General features: G+C 60.4%; 22 protein-coding genes. 7 read left to right on the top strand and 15 right to left on the bottom strand.

Going from position 1 to position 23,028, the window contains the following annotated elements:
* Positions 1-67 precede the first annotated feature (67 nt).
* Positions 68-1,153, bottom strand: coding sequence for an ornithine cyclodeaminase (locus tag ACO6TG_RS15110; protein ID WP_094073106.1), 1,086 nt, complete (start codon positions 1,151-1,153; stop codon positions 68-70).
* 11 nt (positions 1,154-1,164) lie between these two features.
* A complete protein-coding gene (rocF, locus tag ACO6TG_RS15105) occupies positions 1,165-2,031 on the bottom strand; it encodes an arginase (RefSeq protein WP_422378888.1) in 867 nt (288 codons plus the stop codon).
* A gap of 203 nt (positions 2,032-2,234) precedes the next feature.
* Between rocF and ACO6TG_RS15100 the strand changes: the two genes are divergently transcribed.
* Both ACO6TG_RS15100 and ACO6TG_RS15095 read left to right on the top strand, forming a co-directional pair.
* On the top strand, positions 2,235-2,696 hold the full coding sequence (locus tag ACO6TG_RS15100; protein ID WP_422373952.1) for an Lrp/AsnC family transcriptional regulator: 462 nt from the start codon (positions 2,235-2,237) through the stop codon (positions 2,694-2,696).
* Positions 2,697-2,939: 243 nt separating this feature from the next.
* Entirely contained in the window at positions 2,940-3,857 is a 918-nt protein-coding gene (locus tag ACO6TG_RS15095; RefSeq protein ID WP_422373951.1) for a methylated-DNA--[protein]-cysteine S-methyltransferase, read from the top strand.
* A 10-nt stretch (positions 3,858-3,867) separates the two neighbouring features.
* Here ACO6TG_RS15095 and ACO6TG_RS15090 read toward each other — a convergent pair whose 3' ends face one another.
* From ACO6TG_RS15090 to ACO6TG_RS15065, 6 genes are all read right to left on the bottom strand, one after another.
* The gene (locus tag ACO6TG_RS15090) at positions 3,868-4,752 is read right to left on the bottom strand and encodes a hypothetical protein (protein WP_422373950.1); all 885 of its coding nucleotides are present in this window, start codon (positions 4,750-4,752) and stop codon (positions 3,868-3,870) included.
* Positions 4,753-4,968: 216 nt separating this feature from the next.
* A complete protein-coding gene (locus ACO6TG_RS15085) occupies positions 4,969-6,234 on the bottom strand; it encodes a hypothetical protein (RefSeq protein ID WP_422373949.1) in 1,266 nt (421 codons plus the stop codon).
* Between the two features lie 33 nt (positions 6,235-6,267).
* Positions 6,268-7,584, bottom strand: coding sequence for a bifunctional folylpolyglutamate synthase/dihydrofolate synthase (locus ACO6TG_RS15080; RefSeq protein WP_422373948.1), 1,317 nt, complete (start codon positions 7,582-7,584; stop codon positions 6,268-6,270).
* A gap of 137 nt (positions 7,585-7,721) precedes the next feature.
* Positions 7,722-8,684 carry an acetyl-CoA carboxylase, carboxyltransferase subunit beta gene (gene accD, locus ACO6TG_RS15075; RefSeq protein WP_422373947.1) on the bottom strand — a complete coding sequence of 321 codons (963 nt, stop codon included), beginning with the start codon at positions 8,682-8,684 and terminating at the stop codon, positions 7,722-7,724.
* Between the two features lie 89 nt (positions 8,685-8,773).
* Positions 8,774-9,607, bottom strand: a complete 834-nt coding sequence (trpA, locus tag ACO6TG_RS15070) for a tryptophan synthase subunit alpha (RefSeq protein WP_422373946.1) — start codon at positions 9,605-9,607, stop codon at positions 8,774-8,776.
* Between the two features lie 135 nt (positions 9,608-9,742).
* The gene (locus ACO6TG_RS15065; protein WP_094073098.1) at positions 9,743-9,925 is read right to left on the bottom strand and encodes a hypothetical protein; all 183 of its coding nucleotides are present in this window, start codon (positions 9,923-9,925) and stop codon (positions 9,743-9,745) included.
* Positions 9,926-10,141: 216 nt separating this feature from the next.
* Between ACO6TG_RS15065 and ACO6TG_RS15060 the strand changes: the two genes are divergently transcribed.
* Positions 10,142-10,357, top strand: a complete 216-nt coding sequence (locus tag ACO6TG_RS15060) for a hypothetical protein (RefSeq protein ID WP_422373945.1) — start codon at positions 10,142-10,144, stop codon at positions 10,355-10,357.
* Positions 10,358-10,427: 70 nt separating this feature from the next.
* On the opposite strand, the gene ACO6TG_RS15055 is transcribed toward ACO6TG_RS15060, so the two are convergent.
* The 5 genes from ACO6TG_RS15055 to ACO6TG_RS15035 form a co-directional block, all read right to left on the bottom strand.
* Positions 10,428-10,598 (bottom strand): DUF1127 domain-containing protein, encoded by a 171-nt coding sequence (locus ACO6TG_RS15055; protein WP_094073096.1) that lies wholly within the window; start codon positions 10,596-10,598, stop codon positions 10,428-10,430.
* 270 nt (positions 10,599-10,868) lie between these two features.
* Complete coding sequence (gene trpB, locus ACO6TG_RS15050; RefSeq protein ID WP_422378887.1) at positions 10,869-12,074, bottom strand: tryptophan synthase subunit beta; 1,206 nt, start codon at positions 12,072-12,074, stop codon at positions 10,869-10,871.
* 35 nt (positions 12,075-12,109) lie between these two features.
* Positions 12,110-12,766, bottom strand: a complete 657-nt coding sequence (locus ACO6TG_RS15045; RefSeq protein ID WP_422373944.1) for a phosphoribosylanthranilate isomerase — start codon at positions 12,764-12,766, stop codon at positions 12,110-12,112.
* 222 nt (positions 12,767-12,988) lie between these two features.
* Positions 12,989-13,276 (bottom strand): GIY-YIG nuclease family protein, encoded by a 288-nt coding sequence (locus ACO6TG_RS15040; protein ID WP_422378886.1) that lies wholly within the window; start codon positions 13,274-13,276, stop codon positions 12,989-12,991.
* A gap of 171 nt (positions 13,277-13,447) precedes the next feature.
* Positions 13,448-15,727 (bottom strand): NADP-dependent malic enzyme, encoded by a 2,280-nt coding sequence (locus ACO6TG_RS15035; RefSeq protein ID WP_422373943.1) that lies wholly within the window; start codon positions 15,725-15,727, stop codon positions 13,448-13,450.
* 157 nt (positions 15,728-15,884) lie between these two features.
* On the opposite strand from ACO6TG_RS15035, the gene mutS reads away from it, so the two are divergent.
* Positions 15,885-18,608, top strand: a complete 2,724-nt coding sequence (gene mutS, locus ACO6TG_RS15030) for a DNA mismatch repair protein MutS (RefSeq protein ID WP_422373942.1) — start codon at positions 15,885-15,887, stop codon at positions 18,606-18,608.
* Between the two features lie 391 nt (positions 18,609-18,999).
* On the opposite strand, the gene ACO6TG_RS15025 is transcribed toward mutS, so the two are convergent.
* Positions 19,000-19,641, bottom strand: coding sequence for a DUF2799 domain-containing protein (locus tag ACO6TG_RS15025; protein WP_422373941.1), 642 nt, complete (start codon positions 19,639-19,641; stop codon positions 19,000-19,002).
* Between the two features lie 288 nt (positions 19,642-19,929).
* Between ACO6TG_RS15025 and ACO6TG_RS15020 the strand changes: the two genes are divergently transcribed.
* On the top strand, positions 19,930-21,111 hold the full coding sequence (locus ACO6TG_RS15020) for an MFS transporter (RefSeq protein WP_422373940.1): 1,182 nt from the start codon (positions 19,930-19,932) through the stop codon (positions 21,109-21,111).
* Between the two features lie 10 nt (positions 21,112-21,121).
* Here ACO6TG_RS15020 and ACO6TG_RS15015 read toward each other — a convergent pair whose 3' ends face one another.
* Positions 21,122-21,643 carry a DUF2244 domain-containing protein gene (locus tag ACO6TG_RS15015; protein WP_094073089.1) on the bottom strand — a complete coding sequence of 174 codons (522 nt, stop codon included), beginning with the start codon at positions 21,641-21,643 and terminating at the stop codon, positions 21,122-21,124.
* 22 nt (positions 21,644-21,665) lie between these two features.
* Between ACO6TG_RS15015 and nth the strand changes: the two genes are divergently transcribed.
* Both nth and ACO6TG_RS15005 read left to right on the top strand, forming a co-directional pair.
* Positions 21,666-22,481, top strand: coding sequence for an endonuclease III (gene nth / locus ACO6TG_RS15010; protein WP_422373939.1), 816 nt, complete (start codon positions 21,666-21,668; stop codon positions 22,479-22,481).
* Positions 22,478-23,026: a GNAT family N-acetyltransferase gene (locus tag ACO6TG_RS15005; protein WP_422373938.1), complete on the top strand. Its 549-nt coding sequence runs from the start codon at positions 22,478-22,480 to the stop codon at positions 23,024-23,026. Before nth ends, ACO6TG_RS15005 begins: the two co-directional genes overlap by 4 nt.
* The last annotated feature ends 2 nt before the right edge of the window (positions 23,027-23,028 follow it).

Genomic DNA, 23,028 nt, shown 5'->3' with positions numbered 1-23,028 from the left:
CCCGACAAAAAAACCACCGCCGGAGCGGTGGTCAAGGTTGCTACAATCACGTGATTTTTCTGAAAGGTCACGCGGCCTGATTGTCGCCGTTCGCGCCGGAGCGCAGCAGCATGCCGTAGAGATCGCGAGGGTCGTCCGGGTCGGCCAGCAGGTCGAGCTTCTCGAAATGGCCGGTGCCCGGCAGCATGTCGTGCACATACCGCAGAGCGGCAAAGTCCTCGATGGCAAAGCCGACGCTGTCGAACAGCGTGATCTGGTTTTCGGAGGTCCGGCCGGCCGCCTTGCCGGCATAGACCTGCCAGAGCTCGATCACCGGATGGTCGTCTGCGAGCTGCTGGCATTCACCTTCTATGCGGGTCTGCTCCGGGAATTCGACGAAGATGTCGGAACGCAGCAGGATGTCCTTGTGCAGCTCGGTCTTGCCCGGGCAATCGCCGCCGACCGCGTTGATGTGCACGCCCGAGCCGACCATGTTGTCGGTCAGGATCGTGGCCAGCTTCTTGTCGGCCGTCGCGGTCGTGATGATCTGTGCGCCTTCAATCGCATCTTCCGGCGTCTTGCAGATTGTCACATTGATACCGGAACCAGCGAGGTTGCGCGCCAGGCGAATGCTGGCTTCCGGCTCAACGTCATAGGCACGGATTTCGGTGATGCCGAGCTGGTCCTTGAAGGCCAGGCACTGGAAATCGGACTGGGCGCCATTGCCGATCACCGCCATGGTGGTCGAGCCTTTCGGCGCCAGGTATTTCGCGGCCAGCGCGGAATTGGCGGCCGTGCGCAGCGCCGTCAGGATGGTCATCTCGGTCAGGAGCAGCGGATAACCGGTGGTCAGATCGGAAAGAACGCCAAATCCGGTCACGGTCTGCATGCCTTCGCGAGTGTTGCCCGGATGGCCGTTGACATATTTGAAGCCGAAGGTCTTGCCATCGCTGGTCGGCATCAGTTCGATCACACCCTGCGGCGCGTGCGCCGGAATGCGCGGGATCTTGTCGAAGCTTTCCCAGCGCAGGAAGTCCTCTTCAATGTAATCGGCAATGCCACGCATGACGGTCTCTACGCCCACGGCACGCACATTGCGCATCATGTTGTCGACGCTGACAAAGGGCACATAGGCCAGATCGGACGGAGCGAGGTTGATGGGGCTTTTTGTCATGGTCCGGTCCTTTAAAAACTTCTGGTCGGGCGGTCGAAGACCCGGCGGCCGAACAGGCTGCCGGTCAGGTCGACCATGAGACGAGCGGTTTTTCCGCGTTCGTCCAGAAAAGGATTGAGCTCGACGAGATCGAGCGAGGTGACAAGGCCGCTGTCATGGAGCATTTCCATGACCAGGTGGGCCTCGCGGAAGGATGCCCCGCCCGGCACGGTCGTGCCGACGGCCGGCGCAATGCCAGGATCGAGGAAATCGACATCGAGGCTGACATGCAGCAGGCCGTTCTCGGCGCGCACCCGCTCCAGGAACGGCCGCAACAGGTTGTGGATGCCTTCCTCGTCAATGCGGCGCATGTCGCTGACGCCGACGCCATGGTCGAGCAGCAGCTTGCGCTCTTCGTCGTCAATAGAGCGCACACCGAGGATTTCGACATTTTCCGGCTTGAGAGTGTGCTCTAACGGAGCGCCAAGCATGTCGTCAAAGCCCGGCAGGCCGCAGAGAAAGGCGAGTGGTGTGCCGTGCAGGTTGCCGCTGTCCGTGCTGTCGAAGGTGTGGAAGTCCGAATGGGCGTCGAGCCACAGCACGAATAGCGGCCGGTTCTGCGCCGCAGCGGCCCGCGCCTGACCGGAAACGGTGCCGGCCGCCATGGCATGATCACCACCCAGATAGACCGGCACAACCGGTGCTTCACCGAGTTCGGCTGCCTTGTAGTGAAGCGACCGCGTCCAGGCCACATAGGCCGGATAGTTCTTCAGAACCGGGTTCGGCGGCGACAGCTTGCCGACATCCGCAGGCTTCAGGTTGCCGTGGTCGACGACGGTATGGCCCAGCGCCTCCAGTGTTTCGGCAAGGCCCGCTGTCCTGTAGGCATCAGGCCCCATCAGGCAGCCGCGCTGGCCTGCACCTTCATCCACCGGCGCGCCGACCAGGACGATCTGTTTCTTGACGACGTTCACGAGTTTCTCCGCCCGAATTCGCTTTCCGGGACTGTGCTAAAACGTCGCGGCGGAGTAAATCAGGACACTTGATCAAATGTTCAGTCAAATTTATCATTTTGATAGGCCTGAATGAGCAAAGTGATAAAATGGACGATCTGGATCTGAGACTGGTCTCGCTTCTGCGCCATGACGGGCGCAGATCGGTGTCCGAACTGGCAGGTGACCTGAAAGTATCGCGGGCCACTGTGCGCTCCCGTATGGAAAAACTACTCGAAACCGGTGAAATTCTCGGGTTCACCGCCGTCTTGCGGGATGACTGGCGCGATCTGCCGATCCGCGCCGTCACGCTCGTGGTGGTGGACGGTCACAATACTGAGCCGGTCATCCGCCGCCTGAGTGCCATGACCGAGGTGCGCGCCATACACTCCACCAATGGCAAGTGGGATCTTGTACTGGATATCGCGACAAGAGATCTCGCCGCCTTTGACGATGCGCTCAACCGGATCCGCCTGATCGAGGGCATCACCGGCACGGAGACAAATCTCCTGCTGAACACCCGCAAGGGCCCGGCGGCCTCGGCCAGCGAGTTCAAGGACGTCCTGGGGTAGTTTCAGACATTGCATCTCTTTCGTCATCCCGGACGCAGCGCAGCGAAGATCCGGGATCGGAGAACCGAGTCTTGTCTGCGATCATTCGCCCGATAGCTCTCTGGCTCCCCGGTCCCGGCTCGCGCTTCGCTTGGCCGGGATGAAGCTCGAGGGGTTTGCGTAAGGACAGATCGCAAATCGGGTCGCGCCGGCCTGCTGCGCCGACTAAGATCGGATCACATCATAAGACATGACGAGACTGCCATGACCAAAGCCCTAGACCTTGCCAGCCTGACATCCGACCCGAAGCCGATCGCCGTCGGCGAGGAAGCGGCCGAAAACTATGGTGTAGTCCGCCAGACGCTAAAGCGGATCACAGAGGACTGGCGCGAGCAACCAAGCCTGGAACAGCTTGCAAGGGAAGTCGGCCTGCAGCCGATCCAGCTGCAAAGGGTGTTTTCGCGCTGGGCGGGCCTGACGCCGAAACAGTTCCTGCAGGCGATCACCCTGGACCATGCCAAGGCGCTCCTGCGCGACTCCGCCAGCGTTCTGGATGCAACTTACGAGGTCGGTCTCTCCGGCTCCGGCCGCCTGCACGATCTCTTTGTCACCCATGAAGCCATGACACCGGGCGATTATCGCAATCGCGGCGGCGGGCTCTCCATTGCCTATGGCTTTCATCCCTCTCCCTTCGGGCAGGTGCTGGTCATGGCGACAGACAAGGGCCTCGCCGGGCTCGGCTTTGCCGATCCGGGCGAAGAGGAGAGCGCCCTTGCGGACATGTGTGAGCGCTGGCCCGCCGCACGTTTCACGCAGGATCAGGAAGCGACTGCAAATTACGCCCAGCGCGTGTTCGACCCGGGCAAATGGCAGGAAGACCAGCCGCTGAACGTCGTCATGATCGGCACGGATTTCGAAATCCGGGTCTGGCAGACGCTCTTGAAGATCCCGATGGGGGCGGCAACCACCTATTCCGACATTGCCGCCTGCCTCGGCAAACCCAAGGCGTCCCGGGCTGTCGGAACCGCGGTCGGCCGCAACCCGATCTCCTTCGTCGTGCCCTGTCACCGGGTGCTTGCCAAGGGCGGCAAACTCGGCGGCTACCACTGGGGTCTCACCCGCAAGCGGGCCATCCTGGGCTGGGAAAGCGGGTTGTCGGGACCGGTGCTGGAGTGCGTTTGATCCTGCCGGTCTAACGACCAGCAGCCAGTTTTTCGGACAATTGTTCGGTGCGGAACAGAAAAAACACCGCCAACGCGATCATCCCGCAGACAAATACCCATTCGAAGGTGAACTGCCCGATGCTGAGCACCGCAGTTGGCCAGGGCAGGTCCGTGTAAAGCAGAAAGACCACAAATTTCACCAGGCCCTTGTTCAGCAAGAGTATTGCGGCCGTGAACTGGAGACAGGCGAAAAGCTGGCGTCGCGGGAAGCTGTTCCAGGACAGGAGCGCGATGGCAAAGCAGGACAGAACGGGTTCGACAAAAAGAGCCGACGCAATGGCACTTGTCTGCCAGTCATAGGGTGACGGGATTATTTTCTGCGGGTCGGGCGGCGTCAGCCACTGGAGAAGCGAAGACGTCTGTTCAAAAATGATTGGGGTGACCCAATGGACGCTGATCGCAGCAAATACCGCCAGCAAGGCCAATGCGACCGGCCAGCCCCACCGGTTCCACCTGCCCAGACACACAACAGCACCACATGCGATCAGGAGAGTGATCATCTCCGGCAGATAGCTGGCGACCCACGTGAAAAGGTAACTTTGTCCATTCACGTAGCCGGCTGTTGCCGGAAGGCGCACAAACAGCTCCATGAGAGCTGCCATCAATATAAAAAGGATCAGGGTCTGCCTGACCATGCCGAAAGTCGTAAATCGCTGCTTGACGAGACCCAGCAACCAGTAGAGGGCAGTCAACTGCAGAAATGCGCTCAAAGGTTCATACCAGACGGGCGGCGAAAAATGGTCACCCGGGTAGGGAACCCCAGACTTGAGCATCACGATGTGAATGTTGACGGCAACCACGCCGACGCACCAGAGATACGCGAACAAAGCCGCGCTTCTTGCTGTTCTGGACATCTTTGACCTTAGGCAGAGGTCATGTCAGGCAGAAACTCTCGCGACAGCCGCCCAAAGAGCATCTGTGCTGAAGCGCCGGACATGAACGTTGTTTCGGAACACCCCTTACGCTTTCAAGCAGTCAATTCAGCCAAAAATGTGTTCGCTCTGAGACAACATGCAAAAGTTGCATCCGGGTCCTGAAGTCGGCCCTGCGTCCTCAGACAACAGACCCTCCTAGTGCACAGGCCCTTCGGGCATCGGGTAATTTCCTGTGATCTCCCAGCCGAAGGCGGTGAGGCGTTCGGCGGCCATGGGGGTGAGGTCGCCGGTGATCAGGAAATCGACGCCGGTGGGCGGGAAGGGCAGTCCGGCGAGGCCTTCATGCATGGTGGAGAAGGTCCGGGCGACCGTTTCGGTCCAGGACACCATGTCGAGCGGCAGGATCACGGCCGCAATGCCATCCCGGCGGATCGCAACCGGATAACCAGAGACGTCCTTGATGTCTCCCAGGCCGGAAACAGTGCGATTGTAGGTCTCCAGAAGGATCACGCGGCGCAGCTGGAAATAGGCGATGTCGCGGCTGTCGGCATCCCCGGCCTTGGAGGCGATGACGTCGAGGTCCTTCACGCCGGGCATTGCCTGAAGCTGATAGGCGATCGCCGCCTTCTCGGAGATCGTATAGAAAGGATTGGCTGCCATTTTCGAGATGCTTGCTTCCGAGACGCCGGCATTGCGGAACGCCGCCGCCGTGCGCTCTTCCAGTTCCGCCGGTGTGCTGTCGACAATCAGGTTGCGGAAATTGTCCGCCTGACGCACCGCATTGATGACGATCCCGCCCGGCAGCAGGCTGGTAATGGCACTGACCGTCCAGCTGCCTGCAGTTGTCACACTGGCAGTTTCGTTGAGCTTGTCCGACAGCGGTTTATAGAAAGTGTAAGGGTCAACGCCCAGCTGAACGGCCAGTTCCCGCTCGGCCTTGGCCTGGCCCGTAATTGCCTTGGCAAGGTCTGCCGGTGAGCCGCCCTTGCCGCTGACAGCCGCTTCGACCCCCTTGCCGATCCGGCTGAACATACGGCCGACGCCCGAGACCGTGCTCTTTGCCGTGCCAACCGGGTCGGTGACCGTGCTTTCCACAAATTCGACCGGTTTCATGGCCGCCTGCTTCAGGCCGTCGACAAAACTGGCGTCGTTTTTCAGGCCTTCCAGGGCAACCAGGACCTTCAATTCCGTCAGACGCTGCTTCAGCAGCCCGTCACCCTCGATCTGTTCGACGCCGAGGTCGGTCTGGACCTGATAGATGCGCAGAAACCCGTCGCTTCGAACCGGCGGCAGAACCGCGTAACCCGGACCGAGCTGTTTGCCGTCAAGAACCTTGGCAGGGTCCTGTTCCGGTGGCGTTTCATATTGCTCTGTCAAAGCCGTCGCGGAGCCGCACAGGAGCGCGCTGCCGACCACGAAAGCTGCCAGGCGATTGAGGGTTCTGGGGGACGTCAAGATCAAGCAGGCCTCCTTACAGCGGATGCCGGCTTGTTGCTACTCGGGCGCCTGTCCGCTACGCGCCAAGACTTCACCGGCAAGATAAAGCGAACCGCAGATCAGGATCCTTGGGGGTTCGCCATCCTCTGAGGCACAAGCTGCCACATCTGCAAGGGCCGCGTCCAGCGATTGAAACGGCGTTGCCTCCAGTCCGGCGCAGCGGGCGAGGTCCGCGAGTTCCTCCGGTGTCCGTCCCGTAGCCGTCGAAACAATCGGCACCGTGCCGACATGACGCGCCAGACCATCAAACGGGCGGAAGAACCCGACCGGGTCCTTGGTCGTCAGCATGCCCGCAATCAGGTAGAGCGGGCGTGGTGCACGCTCTTCCTGTTCGCCCATGAAACGGGCCACGGAAATGCCGGCCCCCGGATTGTGGCCACCGTCGAGCCAGATTTCAGACCCGTCCGGGCACATCCCGACCAGGTCTCCATGAGTGATCGGCTGCAGCCGGCCGGGCCAGTCAACCTTTCTCAGGCCTTCCGAGACAACAGCTTCTTCGGGAAGAAGACCAGCCGCCTTGAGGGTGGCAATTGCAAGGCCCGCATTGGCGATCTGGTGATGACCGCCAAGCACCGGCAGCGGTAGATCGATCAGCTCGTCTTCGTCCTGAAAGGCCAGACGGCCCTGGTCGGACTGGGCCACAAAATCCTGTCCGAAAACCTGAAGCGGTGCCCGGCCGCGTGCGGCCTGGCGGGTGATGACGGCCAATGCATCGCTTTCCTGCGTTGCACAGATCACGGGAACACCCGGTTTGATGATCCCGGCTTTTTCCGCGGCTATCGTGCCGATGTCATCGCCAAGAAACTTCTCATGGTCCATGGACACCGGCGTGATGACGGTTGCCAACGGATCGTCGATCACATTGGTCGCGTCCAGCCGTCCGCCAAGTCCAACCTCAAGCAGCAGGATGTCGGCCGGATGTTCGGCAAACAGAAGCAGGGCTGCGGCCGTGGTGATTTCAAAGAAGGTGATCTCCGCGCCGTCATTGGCGTCTTCGCAGCGGTGAAGCGCGTCGTAGAGCACAGGATCGGACACATAGCGCCCGTCGGTCCCCAGCCGGATGCGTTCATTGAAGGAAACAAGGTGCGGCGAGGTGTAGACGTGGCATCGCTTGCCGGACGCTTCCAGGATGGCCCGCATGGTGGCCGTTACCGAGCCCTTGCCGTTGGTGCCGGCGACGTGAATGACGGGCGGCAACCTTGTCTCGGGATTACCCAGCGCGGTCAGCAACCGGTGCATGCGCCCGAGGGAAAGGTCGATTTCCTTCGGATGCAGGGCCAGCAGGCGATCCAGAATTTTCGTGACTTGATCCAAGGCGCCCTCCTGAAGGGTCCCTTTGTTCCGTTTAACGCGTCTAACGCCTTTACGGGAAGGCCGCCTGCGAGACAAGCGGGCGGCCCTGAAATGTCGTCTGACGCCGCTTTCGCGACGCAATTAGGTAATTGAACGCCCTAGCTGGCCGGTTCCGCTGCCTTGGCAGGTTCGTCAGCCGGTTCCGACGGTTTGGCCTCGGCGTCGGCCTCAGCGTCCGGCTCTTTCGGTGCTTCAAGCCGCGGCAGTTCGACTTCCCGCTTCAGCAGAATGCCGCAGATCTGGGACAGGGTGTCCCGCATCCGCTGACGCGGCACCACCATGTCGATCATGCCATGGTCGAGCAGGTACTCGGCCGTCTGGAAGTCGTCCGGGAGCTTTTCGCGCACGGTCTGTTCGATGACGCGCCGTCCGGCAAACCCGATCTGCGCTCCCGGCTCGGCAATGTGGATATCGCCCAGCATCGCGTAGGAGGCCGAGACGCCACCGGTGGTCGGGTTGGTCAGAACCACAACATAGGGAAGGCCGGCCTCGCGCAGCATCTGAACGCCAACCGTGGTGCGCGGCATCTGCATCAGCGACAGGATACCTTCCTGCATGCGGGCACCGCCGGAGGCTGCAAACATGACAAAGGGCGTCTTGTCTTCAACTGCTTTCAGCATGCCTGCCAGGATCGCTTCACCGGCCGCCATGCCGAGGGACCCGGCAATGAAGTCGAAATTCTGGACGGCAGCAGTGAAGTCCATGCCGTTGATCTTGCCCTGCGCGACGAGAACCGCTTCTTCCTCGCCGGATTTGCTTCGGGCTTCCTTCAGACGGTCCGTGTAGCGCTTTGAATCGCGGAACTTGTGCGGATCGGCCTGGACGTCCGGGGTCTTGACGTTTTCGTAGGTGCCGCCGTCAAACAGGGCATCCAGACGCTTGCGCGCCGGCATGCGCATGTGGTGGCCGGAATTCGGAATGACCCAGAGATTGGCCTCCAGGTCCCGGTGAAACACCATTTCTCCGGTTTCCGGGCACTTGATCCAGAGATTCTCCGGAACTTCGCGCTTTTTCCAGAGATCGCGGATCTTGGGGCGTACGATAGAGTTGATCCAGTTCACGTCAAACGCGTCCCGTTGTCTTTTAAGAACACTCAAGGTGCTCAGGTTACCATTGGCGGAGATATGGGTTCCGCCGGAAGGAGTTCAATTCAGGCCGAGCGCGCTCTTGCGCAGCCGGAGGCAAGATCCGCAACGACATCGGCCACTGCCTGGACGGTGCGGTCGGTTGCCTTGCCGGCCTCGTCGAGGCTGTCGCGGATGGCGTTGACCAGAACCGACCCGACGACGACGCCGTCTGCGTCCTTGCCGATAACGGCCGCCTGGTCCGCCGTCTTGACGCCGAAGCCGACTGCGACCGGCAGGTCGGTATGACCCTTGATGCGGTTGACCGCTGCCGTGACCCGGCCAGTGTCGGCGATATTCGCGCCGGTGATGCCCGTGACCGAGACGTAATAGACGAAACCGGATGTGTTGGCCAGAACGGCGGGCAGCCGCTTGTCATCTGTGGTCGGGGTCGCCAGTCGGATGAAATTGAGACCGGCTTCAAGTGCCGGGATGCACAACTCGTCATCGGCCTCGGCCGGAATGTCGACGATGATGAAGCCGTCAACGCCGGCTTCCTTGGCAACCTGGACGAATTTCTTCGGCTCGCGCACATAGATGGGATTGTAATACCCCATCAGGATGATGGGCGTGTCCTGATCCTGTTTGCGGAAATTGCGCACCATGTCCAGGGTCTTGTCCATGGTGTGGCCGGCTGCCAGCGCGCGCTGGTTGCCCAGCTGGATCGGAATGCCTTCCGCCATCGGATCGGAAAAGGGCATGCCCAGTTCGATCACGTCGGCACCGGCGGCCGGAAGCGCTTTGAGAACAGCCTGCGACGTTTCCAGATCCGGATCGCCCGCGGTGATAAAGGTGACCAAAGCCGGCCGTCCGGCGTCCGCACAGGCTTTAAAACGGCGGTCGATACGCGTTTCCGTCATTCACAGCTACCCTTTTTCACGCCTGGCGGAGGATCCGCAGCGTTTCCCGTGTCAGCGATGTACGGGGGCAGTGCGGGCCGTGTCAATCTATCTCGTGCAGTTTCGCAAGCCGGAAGCCATGTCCGGACCCTGGCGTTACCGGCTGGGATAGTCGATCAGGCCGATCGCGCGCAAAGCAGAATCCGCACGATAGATATGTTCGCTGCCCATGGATTTGGAACGGCCTGCGCGCGCAAGGGGTCCACCCGTGCCGCGGAGGACGGTGGCGAGGGGCGCTGCCGACGGCGCGCTCAACTGAAGGGCCTGCAAAGTGCTCATATCAATAACCAAGTCACGGCGTATCGCCGCCAGAAGTCTCAACAAGGCTGAAACTTATGATTTTTTTGCAGTGCAGCAATAGCGGTTCACGCAGGTCAGATCCGCGTTTTCTGCATGGCTGATCTGTTCGATACGCAGCGTAAGGGGTTGGAAAAATGCACTCTGTGCGCTTATATTGGATGCACTGTGAAGCCAACTAAGAAAAAGGAGCTGTAATTGGCCCATTCTCTGTTCGAGCCTGCACCGGAGCCCTTTGGCGAAAAACTGTGGCGCCGCGTCAAGGCACTCGGAAATCCTGCCCCGTCTGCCCAGCCAGATACTCCATCATGCTACAGCGATCCGGCGCTGGTGCGTCAGGCCAACCACCTGGACGCCCGCGGCCGACAGGAACTGCTGGAAACGTTGCTGGCCACAAAGCCCATCAAAAGATAAGGGCCCCGCGGTCTGGCCGCGCGGCCCTCACTCTGCAAAACGCATTGCCTGCTGTTGAACAGGCGCAGCCTTAACGACGCTTGAAATGCTTGTTAAAGGCGTGGCCGGCAATTTCGGTGCGCTCAAGACCGAGATCGGCCAGCTGTGCGGCACTCATGTGGTTCAGGTGTGCGATTTCGTTGGCAACCTTGCGCGAAGCACGGATGTCACGGACGAAACCTGTCAGAAGATCGAAAGCCATTTTCGTGTTCCTTGTCCGTGTACCGGCGCCCTGGCGCCGGCGAATTCATTCAATGCCCACAATTTAGGCTTTCCAGAGCGGTGCACAACGCATGATTCCGCATTGCAGCAGCGCCACAACTGCAGAGCTGGTTAACTGGTGTAAAGCATGACCCGGCGCCCCGGGCCGTTTCAAGGCGAGCGGACTTGACGGCGCCTATGACCAGCACTTCAAGGAAAAAGCCGCATACCAACCGGTATGCGGCTTTCTGTTCTCACAGCGGCTCAGACTTCAGAGATCGAAACCGAGCATCTGGCCAACGGCAAAGACGTCCTTGTCGCCCCGGCCACACAGGTTCATGACAATGATCTGGTCCTTGTCCATCTGCGGGGCCAGCTTGACCACATGGGCGAGCGCATGTGACGGCTCAAGCGCGGGGATGATGCCTTCAACACGGGTCAGCATCTGGAAAGCGTCCAGCGCTTCGGTGTCCATGATCGGCACGTAGTCAACACGGCCGATTTCCTTCAGCCACGAATGTTCCGGTCCGATGCCCGGATAATCGAGGCCAGCGGAAATCGAATGGCCTTCCAGGATCTGACCGTCATCATCCTGAAGCAGATAGGTGCGGTTGCCATGCAGAACGCCCGGCTTGCCCGCGGTCAGAGACGCGCAGTGCTCTTCGCCTTCCAGGCCGTGACCGCCGGCTTCGACGCCATAGATCTTGACGTCCTTGTCGTCGAGGAACGGATGGAACAGGCCGATGGCATTGGAGCCACCGCCAACGGCGGCAACAAGCGCATCCGGCAGGCGGCCTTCAGCCTCCATCATCTGTTCGCGCAGTTCCTTGCCGATCACCGACTGGAAATCGCGCACCATTTCCGGATAGGGATGCGGGCCGGCTGCCGTGCCGATCAGGTAATAGGTGTCTTCGACATTGGTCACCCAGTCACGCAGCGCCTCGTTCATGGCGTCTTTCAGCGTGCCGGCGCCCGCCGTCACCGGGACGATCTCCGCCCCGAGCAGCTTCATGCGGAAGACGTTCGGCTTCTGCCGCTCCACATCGGTCTTGCCCATATAGACAACGCAGGGAAGACCGAAGCGGGCGCAGACCGTGGCGGTCGCCACACCATGCTGACCAGCACCTGTTTCCGCGATGATGCGGGTCTTGCCCATGCGCTTGGCCAGCAGGATCTGCCCAAGACAGTTGTTGATCTTGTGCGATCCCGTGTGGTTGAGCTCGTCGCGCTTGAAATAGATCTTTGCACCGCCCAGCTCGTTGGTCAGGCGTTCGGCGAAGTAGAGCGGCGACGGACGGCCGGTATAATGCTTGTTCAGCGTCTCGACCTCGGCGTGGAAAGCCGGATCGTTCTTGGCGTCCTTGTAGTGCTGCTCCAGATCGAGGATCAGCGGCATCAGGGTCTCGGCCACGTAACGGCCACCGAAGATGCCGAAATGTCCGCGATCGTCCGGTCCGGTCCGGATACTGTTGGCCATATCGTTCACGCGTAAACTCCTTGAAATCCGGTCACTCAGCCGGGAACCTTGACGCCTTTGGCCGCGGCCAGAAAAGCGCGAATAAGATCACTGTCCTTGACGCCCTTCTCCCGCTCGACGCCGGAAGACACATCCACCGCCGTCACGCCGCTCAGCCGGATGGCCTCTGCAACATTGTCCGGGTCCAGTCCGCCGGACAGCATGAAGGGTTTCTTCAGGTCAAGATCCTTCAGGATCCGCCAGTCATAAGATACCCCGTTGCCGCCCGGCAGCTCCGAGCCCTTGGGGGGCTTGGCGTCAAACAGCAGCCAGTCAGCAACCATAGCGTAGTAATGCGCGGCTTCCAGATCGGCCTTCTCGGAAATCGACATGGCCTTCATGACCCTGGTGCCGTGCATGACCTTGGCCGCAGCCAGGGATTCCGGGGCTTCTTCGCCGTGAAACTGGATGATGTCCGGGTTGACTAGTTCCTTGATCCGCGACAATCCGTCCAGATCCATGTTGACTGTCACCGCGACGATCTCGGCCTTGCCTCGGGCCATGTCGGCCAGCTTGCAGGCTTGCGAAAGCGTGACGTGGCGCGGGCTTTTCGGGAAAAACATCAGCCCGACCATATCCGCACCGGCCTCCAGCGCGGCTTCCATGGTGTCCTCGGTCGACAGACCGCAGATTTTGACTTTGATATCCGACATGGTTTCGAGGTATCGCCGGTGGCGCGTGGTTTGTCAAAAAAGAAAAATTGCAGTCGTCCACTTAGGCGAAGGCCTTGCCATCGTCATCCCGGACGACCAACGGGAGATCCGGGACCTGGGAGGCGCCGCCCTGTCTACGCAAGAACCCGACATGCCCTCGGCTCCCCGCTCCCGGGTCGCGCTTCGCCTGCCCGGGATGACGATAAAAATGGTAGCGATAAGCTATTGATTGAGAACGAGATACAGGTCTTCCCAGTCCGGGTTCATCTTCTCGATCAGATCGAATTTCCATTGTCTTCGCCAGCGCTTGATCCGCTTTTCGCGAAGAAATGCGTTCTCGATGTCGTCACAGGTTTCGTACCAAACCAAGGACTTCGTTCCGTAGCGATTGGAGAAGCCCTCGATCAGGCCTTCGCGGTGTTCGTAAATTCTTCTGGACAGGTTCGTGGTGACGCCCGTGTAGAGGGTTTCATAGAGGCGGGATGCCAGGATGCAGACCCAGGCGGCCAGTTCTTGTTCTGCTTAAATCAAACAGCTCCGTGGCTCCCCGGTCCCGGCTAGCGCTACGCTTGGCCGGGATGAAGATGGAGGAGTTTTACACTTTCCTATCCGTCGTCATCCCGGACGCAACATAGTGGAGATCCGGGATCGGGGAGCCGAGGTGTCAGCTATTTTCCCAACTCACGTCACATTGAACGCCGCGATTGCCGCCATGTTGACGATGTCGCTGTCCTTTGCTCCGAGCGGCACAATCTGGATCGGTTTGTCGAAGCCGACCAGAAGCGGGCCGATCACCGTCGCACCACCCAGCTCCTGCAGCATCTTGGTGGAGATGGAAGCAGAGTGGAACGCCGGCATGACCAGAACATTGGCGGGCCCGGACAGGCGGCAGAACGGATAAGAGCTCATCCGTTCGGGATTTAGGGCGACATCGGCAGCCATTTCGCCGTCATATTCGAAATCGACCCGGCGCCGGTCGAGAATCTTGACCGCTTCGATGACTTTTTCGGAGCGTTCGCCCTTCGGGTGGCCGAAGGTGGAATAGGCCAGCATGGCAACGCGCGGCTCATAGCCGAGTTTCCGGGCAACATGCGCCGCCTCTTCCGCAATATCCGCCAGTTCTTCCGACGTCGGCATGTCGATCACGGCCGTATCCGCAATCAGGACCGTGCGGCCCCTTGCCAACGCCAGCGACACGCCGATCACACGGTGGCCCGGCTTCGGATCGATGGTCGCCTTCACCGTGTCGAGCGCGACGGAGTAGTTCCGGGTCACACCGGTGACCATGGCATCCGCATCGCCGCGGGCGACCATGATCGCGCCCCAGTAGTTGCGGTCATTGTTGACCATGCGCTGACAATCGCGCAGCAGGTAACCCCGGCGCTGCATGCGGCCGTATAGATATTGCGCATAATCGTTGTTGCGATCAGACAGGCGTGCGTTCTGGATGGAGAGGCCGGCCTTGCTGATATCAACACCGGCCTGCTCGGCCATGTTCCGGATCTCGTCTTCGCGGCCGATCAGGATCGCTTCCCCCAAGCCTTGCGACACGAAGCTTGCCGCGGCGCGGATCACCGGCTCCTCTTCCCCCTCTGCAAAGACAACCCGCTTGGGCTGCTGACGCACCTTGGAGAAGATCCGCTGCAATGTGCCGGCCACCGGATCACGGCGGGCCGACAGCTGATGTTTGTAGGCCTCCATGTCGACAATCGGGCGTTTGGCGACACCGGAATCCATCGCGGCCTGCGCAACCGCAGGCGGAATGGCAGAAATCAGCCGCGGATCAAACGGCACCGGGATGATGTATTCCGGTCCGAATTTCGGCCGGTTGCCCCGGTAGGCGGCGGCCACCTCGTCCGGCACTTCCTCGCGCGCCAGTTCAGCCAGAGCCCTCGCACAGGCGACTTTCATATCGTCATTGATCGTTGTCGCCTGCACATCTAGGGCGCCGCGGAAGATATAGGGAAAACCGAGCACGTTGTTGACCTGGTTCGGGTAGTCCGACCGGCCGGTGGCGACGATGGCGTCATCGCGCACGGCGTGGGCGTCTTCCGGCGTGATTTCCGGATCCGGGTTGGCCATGGCGAAAATGATCGGGTTCGGCGCCATGGCCTTCAGCATGTCCGCCGTCAGGGCCCCCTTGACCGACACGCCGAAAAAGACGTCCGCGCCTTTCAGCGCGTCATAAAGGGAGCGGGCCTTGGTTTCGATCGCATGGGCGGATTTCCACTGGTTCATGCCTTCTGCACGGCCCTTGTAGATCACACCCTTTGTGTCGCAGAGCGTGACATTCTCGTGCGGAATGCCCATCGCCTTGACCAGTTCGATACAGGCGATGCCGGCCGCACCCGCGCCATTGCAGACCACCTTCGTGTCTTTCATGTCGCGCCCGGTCATGTGAAGCGCGTTGATCAGACCTGCCGCGGCGATGATTGCCGTGCCGTGCTGATCGTCGTGGAACACCGGAATGTCCATCAGCTCCCGCAAGCGCTGCTCGATGATGAAACAGTCCGGTGCCTTGATGTCCTCCAGATTGATCCCGCCAAAGGATGGCCCGAGATAGCGCACCGAGTTGATGAACTCCTCGACATCCTGGGTGTCGACTTCCAGGTCGATACTGTCGACATCGGCAAACCGCTTGAAGAGCACGGACTTGCCCTCCATCACCGGCTTGGAGGCAAGCGCTCCCAGATTGCCGAGCCCCAGAATGGCGGAGCCGTTGGAAATCACGGCGACCATGTTGCCCTTGGTGGTGTAGTCATAGGCGCGGCTGGCGTCATCCGCGATCGCGAGCACCGGCACGGCCACGCCCGGCGAATAGGCCAGCGACAGGTCACGCTGGGTCGCCATCGGCTTGGTCGGTGCAATTTCCAGTTTGCCGGGACGGCCTTCCTGGTGAAACTGCAGGGCTTCCTGATCTGTGAAGCTGATATTTGACTTGGCGGATTTATCGGAGGGCATGACGCAGGCGTTTCCTTTTGGTCGCTCTTTTCTAAGGGTCCGGTCGAAGGTGACCCTTGGGCGGGAGACTGACCTTATCCCCTGCAAAATGAAGCCTCAAGCCAAGATGGCCTAGCCCCTTGGTGGAATGGCGCGCGCAGTTTGCTAGTACTCTCCTATGAGTGGACAGAGCGCACAGAAACTGGCCCCGGCGGATGCCAAAGTCACGCCGATGATGGCCCAATTCCTCGAGATCAAGGCCGCCAATCCGGACAGTCTGCTGTTTTACCGGATGGGCGACTTTTACGAGTTGTTCTTCGAGGATGCGGAGATAGCCTCCGCGGCGCTCGGCATCACGCTGACCAAACGCGGCAAACACCAGGGCGACGACATTCCGATGTGCGGAGTGCCCGTCCATGCCGCAGATGACTATCTGCAGAAGCTGATCGCCAAAGGTCACAGGGTCTCGGTCTGCGAACAGACCGAAGATCCGGCCGAGGCCAAGAAACGCGGTTCGAAATCCGTCGTTCGCCGCGAAGTGATCCGCCTTGTCACGCCGGGTACCCTGACCGAAGAGCGGTTGCTGGATGCCTCCAGCAACAACTACCTGATGGCGCTCACCCGGCTAAAGGGTGGTTCTCTGCAGGGCGATGCAGTGTATGGCCTTGCCTGGATCGACATGTCCACCGGCACGTTCCAGGTTGCCGAAACCGATCACCAGCGCCTTGCCGCGGATCTTGCCCAGGTCAGCCCGCAGGAGCTGATTCTGGCGGACAACCTGTTGCAGGAAAGCGAAGTACGGCTGCTGGCCGAACAGGCCGGCGGGGCCCTGTCGCCGGTGCCACGCGCCTTTTTCGACAGTTCCACCGCGACCGACCGGCTTGCGCATTACTTCGGTGTGAAAACGCTCGACGGCTTCGGCACGTTCAGCCGGGCGGAACTCTCCGCCGCTGCCGGCATCCTGTCCTATATCGAAAAGACACAGCTCGGCGAACGGCCGCCGCTCGACCCGCCCGTGCGCGAGGCCGGTGCCGGGCGCATGCTGATCGATCCGGCGACACGCGCCAATCTCGAGCTTTCCCGAACACTGTCCGGCGAAAAGCAGGGCTCTCTGCTGGCGACCATCGACCGGACCGTGACCGGTGGTGGATCCCGGCTTCTGGCCAGCCGCCTGGCCGGGCCGCTCATCAATGTCGGCGCCATTCAGCACCGGCACGATTCCGTTGCCTTCTTTCTCGACAACGAGATCATGCGCGAAAGCCTGCGTCAGACGCTGAAAGGCGCACCGGACATGGCCCGCGCCCTGTCACGCATTGCGCTCAATCGCGGCGGCCCCCGGGATATCCTGTCGATTGCTCAGGGGCTGGAAGCCGCCCGAAGCGTGCTGGACCAGACGGCCTCCAGTCCTGTCGAGATTCCGGCCGAAATCGCTGCGGCCCGCGCCAGCCTGGAGCAGGCGCCTCATGAACTGGGCGCCGAGCTGGTGGCCGCGATCAAGGAGGAACCGCCGCTTCTGAAACGGGACGGCGGCTTCATTTCCTCCGACTTCAACGCAGACCTCGACAAACTGCGTGCCTTGCGCGATGAAAGCCGCAAGGTGATCGCCAAGCTTCAGGCCGACTATTCCGAAGAGCTCGGTGTCAGATCCCTGAAGATCAAGCACAACAACGTGCTGGGCTGGTTCATCGAGGCGCCGACGGCCCAGACGGAGAAACTGACGGCCGATCCGAGCCGGTTCATTCACCGTCAGACCATGGCGGGCGCCATGCGCTTCACCACCACCGAACTGGCCGATCTGGAATCCAAGATTGCCAGCGCCGGCGAACGGTCCCTTGCGATTGAACTGGAGATTTTCGACCGGCTGGCCCAGGCGATCATCGACGCGGGCGAAGCGATCAAATCCGCCGCCCAGGGCCTTGGTATCCTCGATGTGTCCGCAGCCCTGGCAAAACTGGCCCAGGAAGAGGGATATGTTCGCCCGACCGTGGATGACAGCCGCGCTTTCGACATCAAGGGCGGTCGCCATCCGGTGGTCGAACGGGCCCTGAAGAAAGCCGGTGGCGACAGTTTTGTCGCCAATGACGCCGATCTCGGTCCTGAAGCCGATGAGGATATCGGTCACATCTGGCTGATCACCGGTCCGAACATGGCCGGTAAGTCGACCTTCCTGCGCCAGAATGCGCTCATTGCCGTGCTGGCCCAGATGGGCGCCTTCGTCCCGGCAGCCTCGGCCCATATCGGTGTGGTCGACCGGCTGTTTTCCCGTGTGGGTGCGGCGGATGATCTTGCCCGCGGGCGCTCCACCTTCATGGTGGAAATGGTCGAGACCGCCGCAATTCTCAATCAGGCGGGCGACCGGTCGCTGGTGATCCTCGATGAAATCGGTCGCGGCACCGCGACGTTTGACGGTCTGTCGATCGCCTGGGCAACCATCGAACATCTGCATGAGGTCAACCGTTCACGGGCCCTCTTTGCCACCCATTACCATGAGCTGACCGCCCTTTCGGCCAAGCTCGAACGTCTTTCAAACGCGACCGTGTCGGTGAAGGAGTGGAACGGCGAGGTGATCTTCCTGCACGAGATCGTGCCGGGCGCCGCCGACCGCTCCTACGGCATTCAGGTCGCCAAGCTGGCCGGTCTTCCCGCGACTGTTGTGGAGCGATCCAAACAGGTGCTTGGCCAGCTGGAGGAACAGGACCGGCGCTCTCCGGCCGAAAACCTGATCGATGAGCTGCCGCTTTTCGCCAGCATCGCCCCACCGCCGCCCAGCGCCACCGGTTTTGCGGAGCCTGACCCGTTTGCGGACGCTCTGGACGAAATCAACCCGGACGACATGACCCCGCGCGAGGCGCTGGAGGCGCTCTACCAGCTGAAGAAGCTGCAGGTTGAGCGGGACGGCTGAGAAAAAGAGTGGATCTGGTGCCTTTGGCCGATCCTTCGAGACGGGCCTTTGGCCCTCCTCAGGATGACGCAGAAAATGGGGTGAAGTCTTTTTCACCCCCATATAGGCCTCATCCTGAGTGTCTGGCCCGAAAGTGATCTAGGACGGAGCTTTCATCGTTCCTGGCACGAACTCGCCCCCTCTCGGTTGTCTTCCCCGCGAAAGCGGGGACCCAGTAACCTCATGAATCGGCGCTATAAATTAAATCTAACCTCACGGAGTCCTGGTTTCCCGCTTTCGCGGGAATGACAAATGTGACTGAAGCATTCGCCGCGGCCATCACTTTTGGTCCAGATCCTCAGGAGCCGCTTAAGCGGCGTCTAGAAGGATCGGCCACAAGCGCGTTTCGCACCTACCAGCCAAATTGCCGGCCGGCCTCCGCATTGATCCGGGCCGTCACAATTTCCGCCTCGATGCGGGTGTCTTCCAGTTCGTCGCGGGCAGCCCTCAGATCATATTCCGTATCCCTGACCTTGCCGCGCAGACGCTTGCGCTTCTTGCGACACTCCTTGCGATCGTCTTTCTTGGTTTTCGATTTGCAGTCCAGATCGGTCAGGTCGTCTTCCAGGCGGTCCAGCCGATCTTCCAGGGACCTGACTTCCGATCGTGCGTCATCAACCCTGTTTTCGGCGGTCCAGATCACAAACCCCAGCTGATAGGCATGCTCGAAGCGGGAAGCGAGGGCAGGTGGGCAGATCGGCGACTTGGTCTTGTATTGTTTTCCGAGCGTGAAGCCATTGAGCGGTGTGCAGTAATTCTGAACGCCGCGATGCCAGCCGGACAGATAGGCATTCGTGTCCGGCGTGATCCCGTGCTTGCCACAGCTCTTGACCACTTCGTCCAGATGACTGGTTGGCTTGCCAACCGATGCATGGGCCTTGCCAAGATCCGCCCAGTCTCCGGCCACGCATTGTTCCTTGGTGACAGCCGCACACCCGCCCAGCGCAAAAAGCCCTGCAGCCAGAAGGCCGCTTCCCAAAAGTGTCTTCCACATACCTGCAAATCCGATTGTTCGAAATCCGGTTCCCTGCCCGGGATCACATGATTTTCGAATTGAGAATCAAAAAGATGATGCTTCTTAGCCACCCGAATCTGAACGGGAGATGAGCAAGGCGCTCAATAGACGTTCAGGTTTTCAACGCCGGGCGGGGAAGATCAAATCGACTGCGGCAAGCGTGTGCGGTGGCAATTGCGTTTCAGACAACTGATCTGGTGACAGAAGAACGGTTCCGGCCTAGGCTTGTGACCCTATTTCCTCCGGTCTCCAGGTTTCTCCGTGTTCATGTCGTTTCAGCTCCCCCGGCAGGTGGTGCTAATCCTTTTTCTTCAGTTTTCGCAGTCGCTGGGCGTCTCCGCCCTGATACCGTTGATGAGCTTCTTCATCGTCGAAGGCCTTGGCGCTGCGCCCTGGCAGATCGGTCTTTATACCGGCATCGTTCTGCCGCTGACGCTTGTTGCTAATCGCTGGGCCGGGGAGAGGCTCGACCATGGTTATGCGGTCCGACGCCTCCTGCGCTTCTCCGTTGTCGCCTTCCTCACCGTTTCGGCCCTGCTCACACAGGCTAGCAATCTCTGGATGCTCTTGTTGCTGGTGGCCCCTCTGACCAGCATCTCCAACACCGGATCAGGCATCATCTTCACCTTCGGCCGGCTATTTGCGGAACGAGAGGGACTGGATATCACCCGGGTCAATTCCTGGCTGCGCATGACCGTGTCTCTTGCCTGGATGATCGGTCCGGCCCTTTCCTTCTCGCTGGTGGCTGCATTCGGTTTCACTTCGGCGTTTGCCGTGGCCTTCGGGATCGGTCTGGCCTATGCCGCCCTCTGGCAAATCGTGGTGCCGGCTCAATTCAAAGCCGAGCCGCGCCCGAAATCGGATCGCGGCAAAGATCCGATCAACTGGGGCCTGATGGTGGCGGGGCTGATTTGCCTTGGATTCGTGATCACCAATTCGCTGTTTGTCTCCGCGATGCCCCTTTATTTCGTGCAGGAAGTCGGCCTGCCCGGGCAAACACCTGGCCTGTCCCTGTCCGTGAAGTGCCTTCTCGAAGTGTTCGTCATTTTTGGTTCTGTCCGGCTGGCGGAGCGCATCGGCATCCGTCAGGTGCTGATGCTGGCCGCCGTCCTGGCCGCCACCAGCATGCTTCTCTTCTCTGAGGTCACCCAGATGTGGCAGGTCATCGCCGTTTCCATGCTGGAGGGAACTTATTATGGGCTTTTTGCCGGCGTTGCCATCAGCTTCGTCCAGAGCTTCGCACCAGACCGTCCCGGCCGCGCAACGGCCGTCTACATGAACAGCCTGTTCCTGGGCGGGCTCATCGGCAGTGTTTCGATGGGCTTCATCGCCACGGCCGCGGATTTCAGAACGGTTCTGCTGGTCGCCGCCGCAAGTTCCGTGACAGCTCTTGTCGTTCTGCTTGCGACGCTGCGCGTTCAGCCGCAATCAGCGAAACAGGAACCTTAGGGTCAGGACCCTAGACGCCGCCTGCCTTGGCAACCGCAAGCGCGTTGGCAATGGCGCCGGCAAAACTGGTGCGATCGTCCGGATTCAAGAAATTGCCCAAATCAATGCTTTCCCCGCGGCTGGTCAGCGACACGGCAACCACGCCTTCATCCTCCAACCGGTCGATTTTCAGCCGGACCCAGACGGGATTGAAGGAATATTCCTGGAAGCGTTTTCCGGGTCCCACCTTGCGGATGACAATCTCCGTGCGGGACACGGAGACTTCCTCAAACGCCTGTGCGGACCGGTAGTTCAGTCGGAAGGCAAACCACAGAAGAGCGATATCGAGCCCGAAGAAGCCGAAGACCGGCCAGGCGCCAATGCTCAGGAAAACGATCCCGGAGACAAAACAGATCAGGCCGAAGCAGATCATCAGGATCAGGAAACCATTCGGGCCAAGAGACCGGTGTGGCGTCAACACGGCGGTAAAAAACGGCCGGTTGCGCCGCTCAAAATCGTCCTCTGGCTCGGGTTTCGGATTGTTCTCGCTCATGAGGTCTGATTATAGAGAGAAGATGACGCAAGCAAAGAGCCCCGCCGCCGCCAAGGCATCCAAACGCCCCGCCCCGAAAGCCAAGCCAAAACGGAAAGCGCCTTCCGTGGACAATCCGGGCAGGGTCCTGAAACGGTCTCGCTATTCCAAGGCCGAGACCTATGCCATTTTCCAGCGCTTTCATGCCGACAATCCGGAACCGGAAGGCGAACTTGACTATGTCAATGCCTACACGCTGCTGGTCGCCGTGGTCCTGTCGGCACAGGCAACCGATGTCGGTGTCAACCGGGCAACCAAGCATCTGTTCGAGATTGCCGATACACCGCAGAAGATGGTCGCGCTGGGCGAGGACAAGGTCCGCGAGGAAATCCGCACCATCGGTCTTTTCAAGACCAAGGCCAAGAACGTCATTCTTCTGTCCGAACAGCTGATCAGAGATCATGGCGGCGAGGTTCCCGAAGACCGCGAAGCGCTGGAAAAACTGCCCGGCGTTGGCCGCAAGACCGCCAATGTGGTGCTGAACATCTTTTTCGGGCATCCGACCATTGCCGTCGACACCCACCTATTCCGCCTCGGTAACCGTATCGGCATCGCGCCGGGCAAGACGCCACTGGATGTCGAAAAAGCGATGGAAAAGGCGGTGCCCAAGGAGTTTTCCCTGCACGCCCACCACTGGCTGATCCTGCATGGGCGCTACATCTGCAAGGCGCGCAAACCGGAATGCCGGCGCTGCGTCATCTACGATCTCTGCCGCAGCCCGGAAAAGGAGCCTTTCGACGCCGTTCCGGAGATCGCCCTTCGCACCAAAGCCCAGATCGACAAGGAGAGCGCTGCGTGACCTTTCCGCTTGGACCTTTTCCGACCAGCGAACGCCTGCGTTTCCGCCTGCCGTCTCCAAATGATGCTGTTTTTTACCAGACGCTGATGAGTGAACCCGACTACAAGCGGTTCATCCATGACTACGGAATTGACAGCCCGGAAGACGCGGCCACCTACATCAAGTCAAAGTCTCTGGTCCGGTTTGCCGCCCAGGGCGTCGGACTGTGGCTGGTGGAATTGAAGGAGACGGGTGAACCGATCGGCGTCTGCGGCCTGGTGGTGCGCAAGGAGCTGAAATACCCGGATCTCGGGTTTGCCTTTCTGTCCGGTCACCGCGGCAAGGGATATGGACGGGAAGCCGGCCAGGCTGTTCTGGATTTTTCCGCTGGTGAACTGAACTTGCGCACTCTTTGCGCGATTACCCATCCGGACAATGACCGCTCCGCCAACCTGCTGCTCAAACTGGGGTTTGAGCCAAGCGGACAGCGCCATTTGGAGGAGATCGGCTCTACCGCGAACTACTATGTCTGGAAACTGCGCTACGTCGAAGCCGGTCTCGGCTGACG

Origin of the sequence: Roseibium sp. (genome assembly GCF_965233565.1) — a bacterium.
Classification (GTDB): domain Bacteria; phylum Pseudomonadota; class Alphaproteobacteria; order Rhizobiales; family Stappiaceae; genus Roseibium.
The sequence above is the reverse complement of the archived record's forward strand: the minus strand, read 5'-3'. Positions and strand labels throughout refer to the sequence as shown.

Bases quoted from the DNA above. Each gene is read 5' to 3' on its own strand.
- ACO6TG_RS15020 (WP_422373940.1), top strand. From the start codon at position 19,930: ATGTCGTTTCAGCTCCCCCGGCAGGTGGTGCTAATCCTTTTTCTTCAG.
- ACO6TG_RS15110 (WP_094073106.1), bottom strand. From the start codon at position 1,153: ATGACAAAAAGCCCCATCAACCTCGCTCCGTCCGATCTGGCCTATGTG.
- trpB (WP_422378887.1), bottom strand. From the start codon at position 12,074: ATGGCCAACAGTATCCGGACCGGACCGGACGATCGCGGACATTTCGGC.
- ACO6TG_RS15090 (WP_422373950.1), bottom strand. From the start codon at position 4,752: ATGTCCAGAACAGCAAGAAGCGCGGCTTTGTTCGCGTATCTCTGGTGC.
- ACO6TG_RS15035 (WP_422373943.1), bottom strand. From the start codon at position 15,727: ATGCCCTCCGATAAATCCGCCAAGTCAAATATCAGCTTCACAGATCAG.
- trpA (WP_422373946.1), bottom strand. From the start codon at position 9,607: ATGACGGAAACGCGTATCGACCGCCGTTTTAAAGCCTGTGCGGACGCC.
- ACO6TG_RS15025 (WP_422373941.1), bottom strand. From the start codon at position 19,641: ATGTGGAAGACACTTTTGGGAAGCGGCCTTCTGGCTGCAGGGCTTTTT.
- ACO6TG_RS15015 (WP_094073089.1), bottom strand. From the start codon at position 21,643: ATGAGCGAGAACAATCCGAAACCCGAGCCAGAGGACGATTTTGAGCGG.
- ACO6TG_RS15055 (WP_094073096.1), bottom strand. From the start codon at position 10,598: ATGGCTTTCGATCTTCTGACAGGTTTCGTCCGTGACATCCGTGCTTCG.
- nth (WP_422373939.1), top strand. From the start codon at position 21,666: ATGACGCAAGCAAAGAGCCCCGCCGCCGCCAAGGCATCCAAACGCCCC.
- ACO6TG_RS15065 (WP_094073098.1), bottom strand. From the start codon at position 9,925: ATGAGCACTTTGCAGGCCCTTCAGTTGAGCGCGCCGTCGGCAGCGCCC.
- ACO6TG_RS15045 (WP_422373944.1), bottom strand. From the start codon at position 12,766: ATGTCGGATATCAAAGTCAAAATCTGCGGTCTGTCGACCGAGGACACC.
- ACO6TG_RS15095 (WP_422373951.1), top strand. From the start codon at position 2,940: ATGACCAAAGCCCTAGACCTTGCCAGCCTGACATCCGACCCGAAGCCG.
- ACO6TG_RS15100 (WP_422373952.1), top strand. From the start codon at position 2,235: ATGGACGATCTGGATCTGAGACTGGTCTCGCTTCTGCGCCATGACGGG.
- mutS (WP_422373942.1), top strand. From the start codon at position 15,885: ATGAGTGGACAGAGCGCACAGAAACTGGCCCCGGCGGATGCCAAAGTC.
- rocF (WP_422378888.1), bottom strand. From the start codon at position 2,031: ATGGGGCCTGATGCCTACAGGACAGCGGGCCTTGCCGAAACACTGGAG.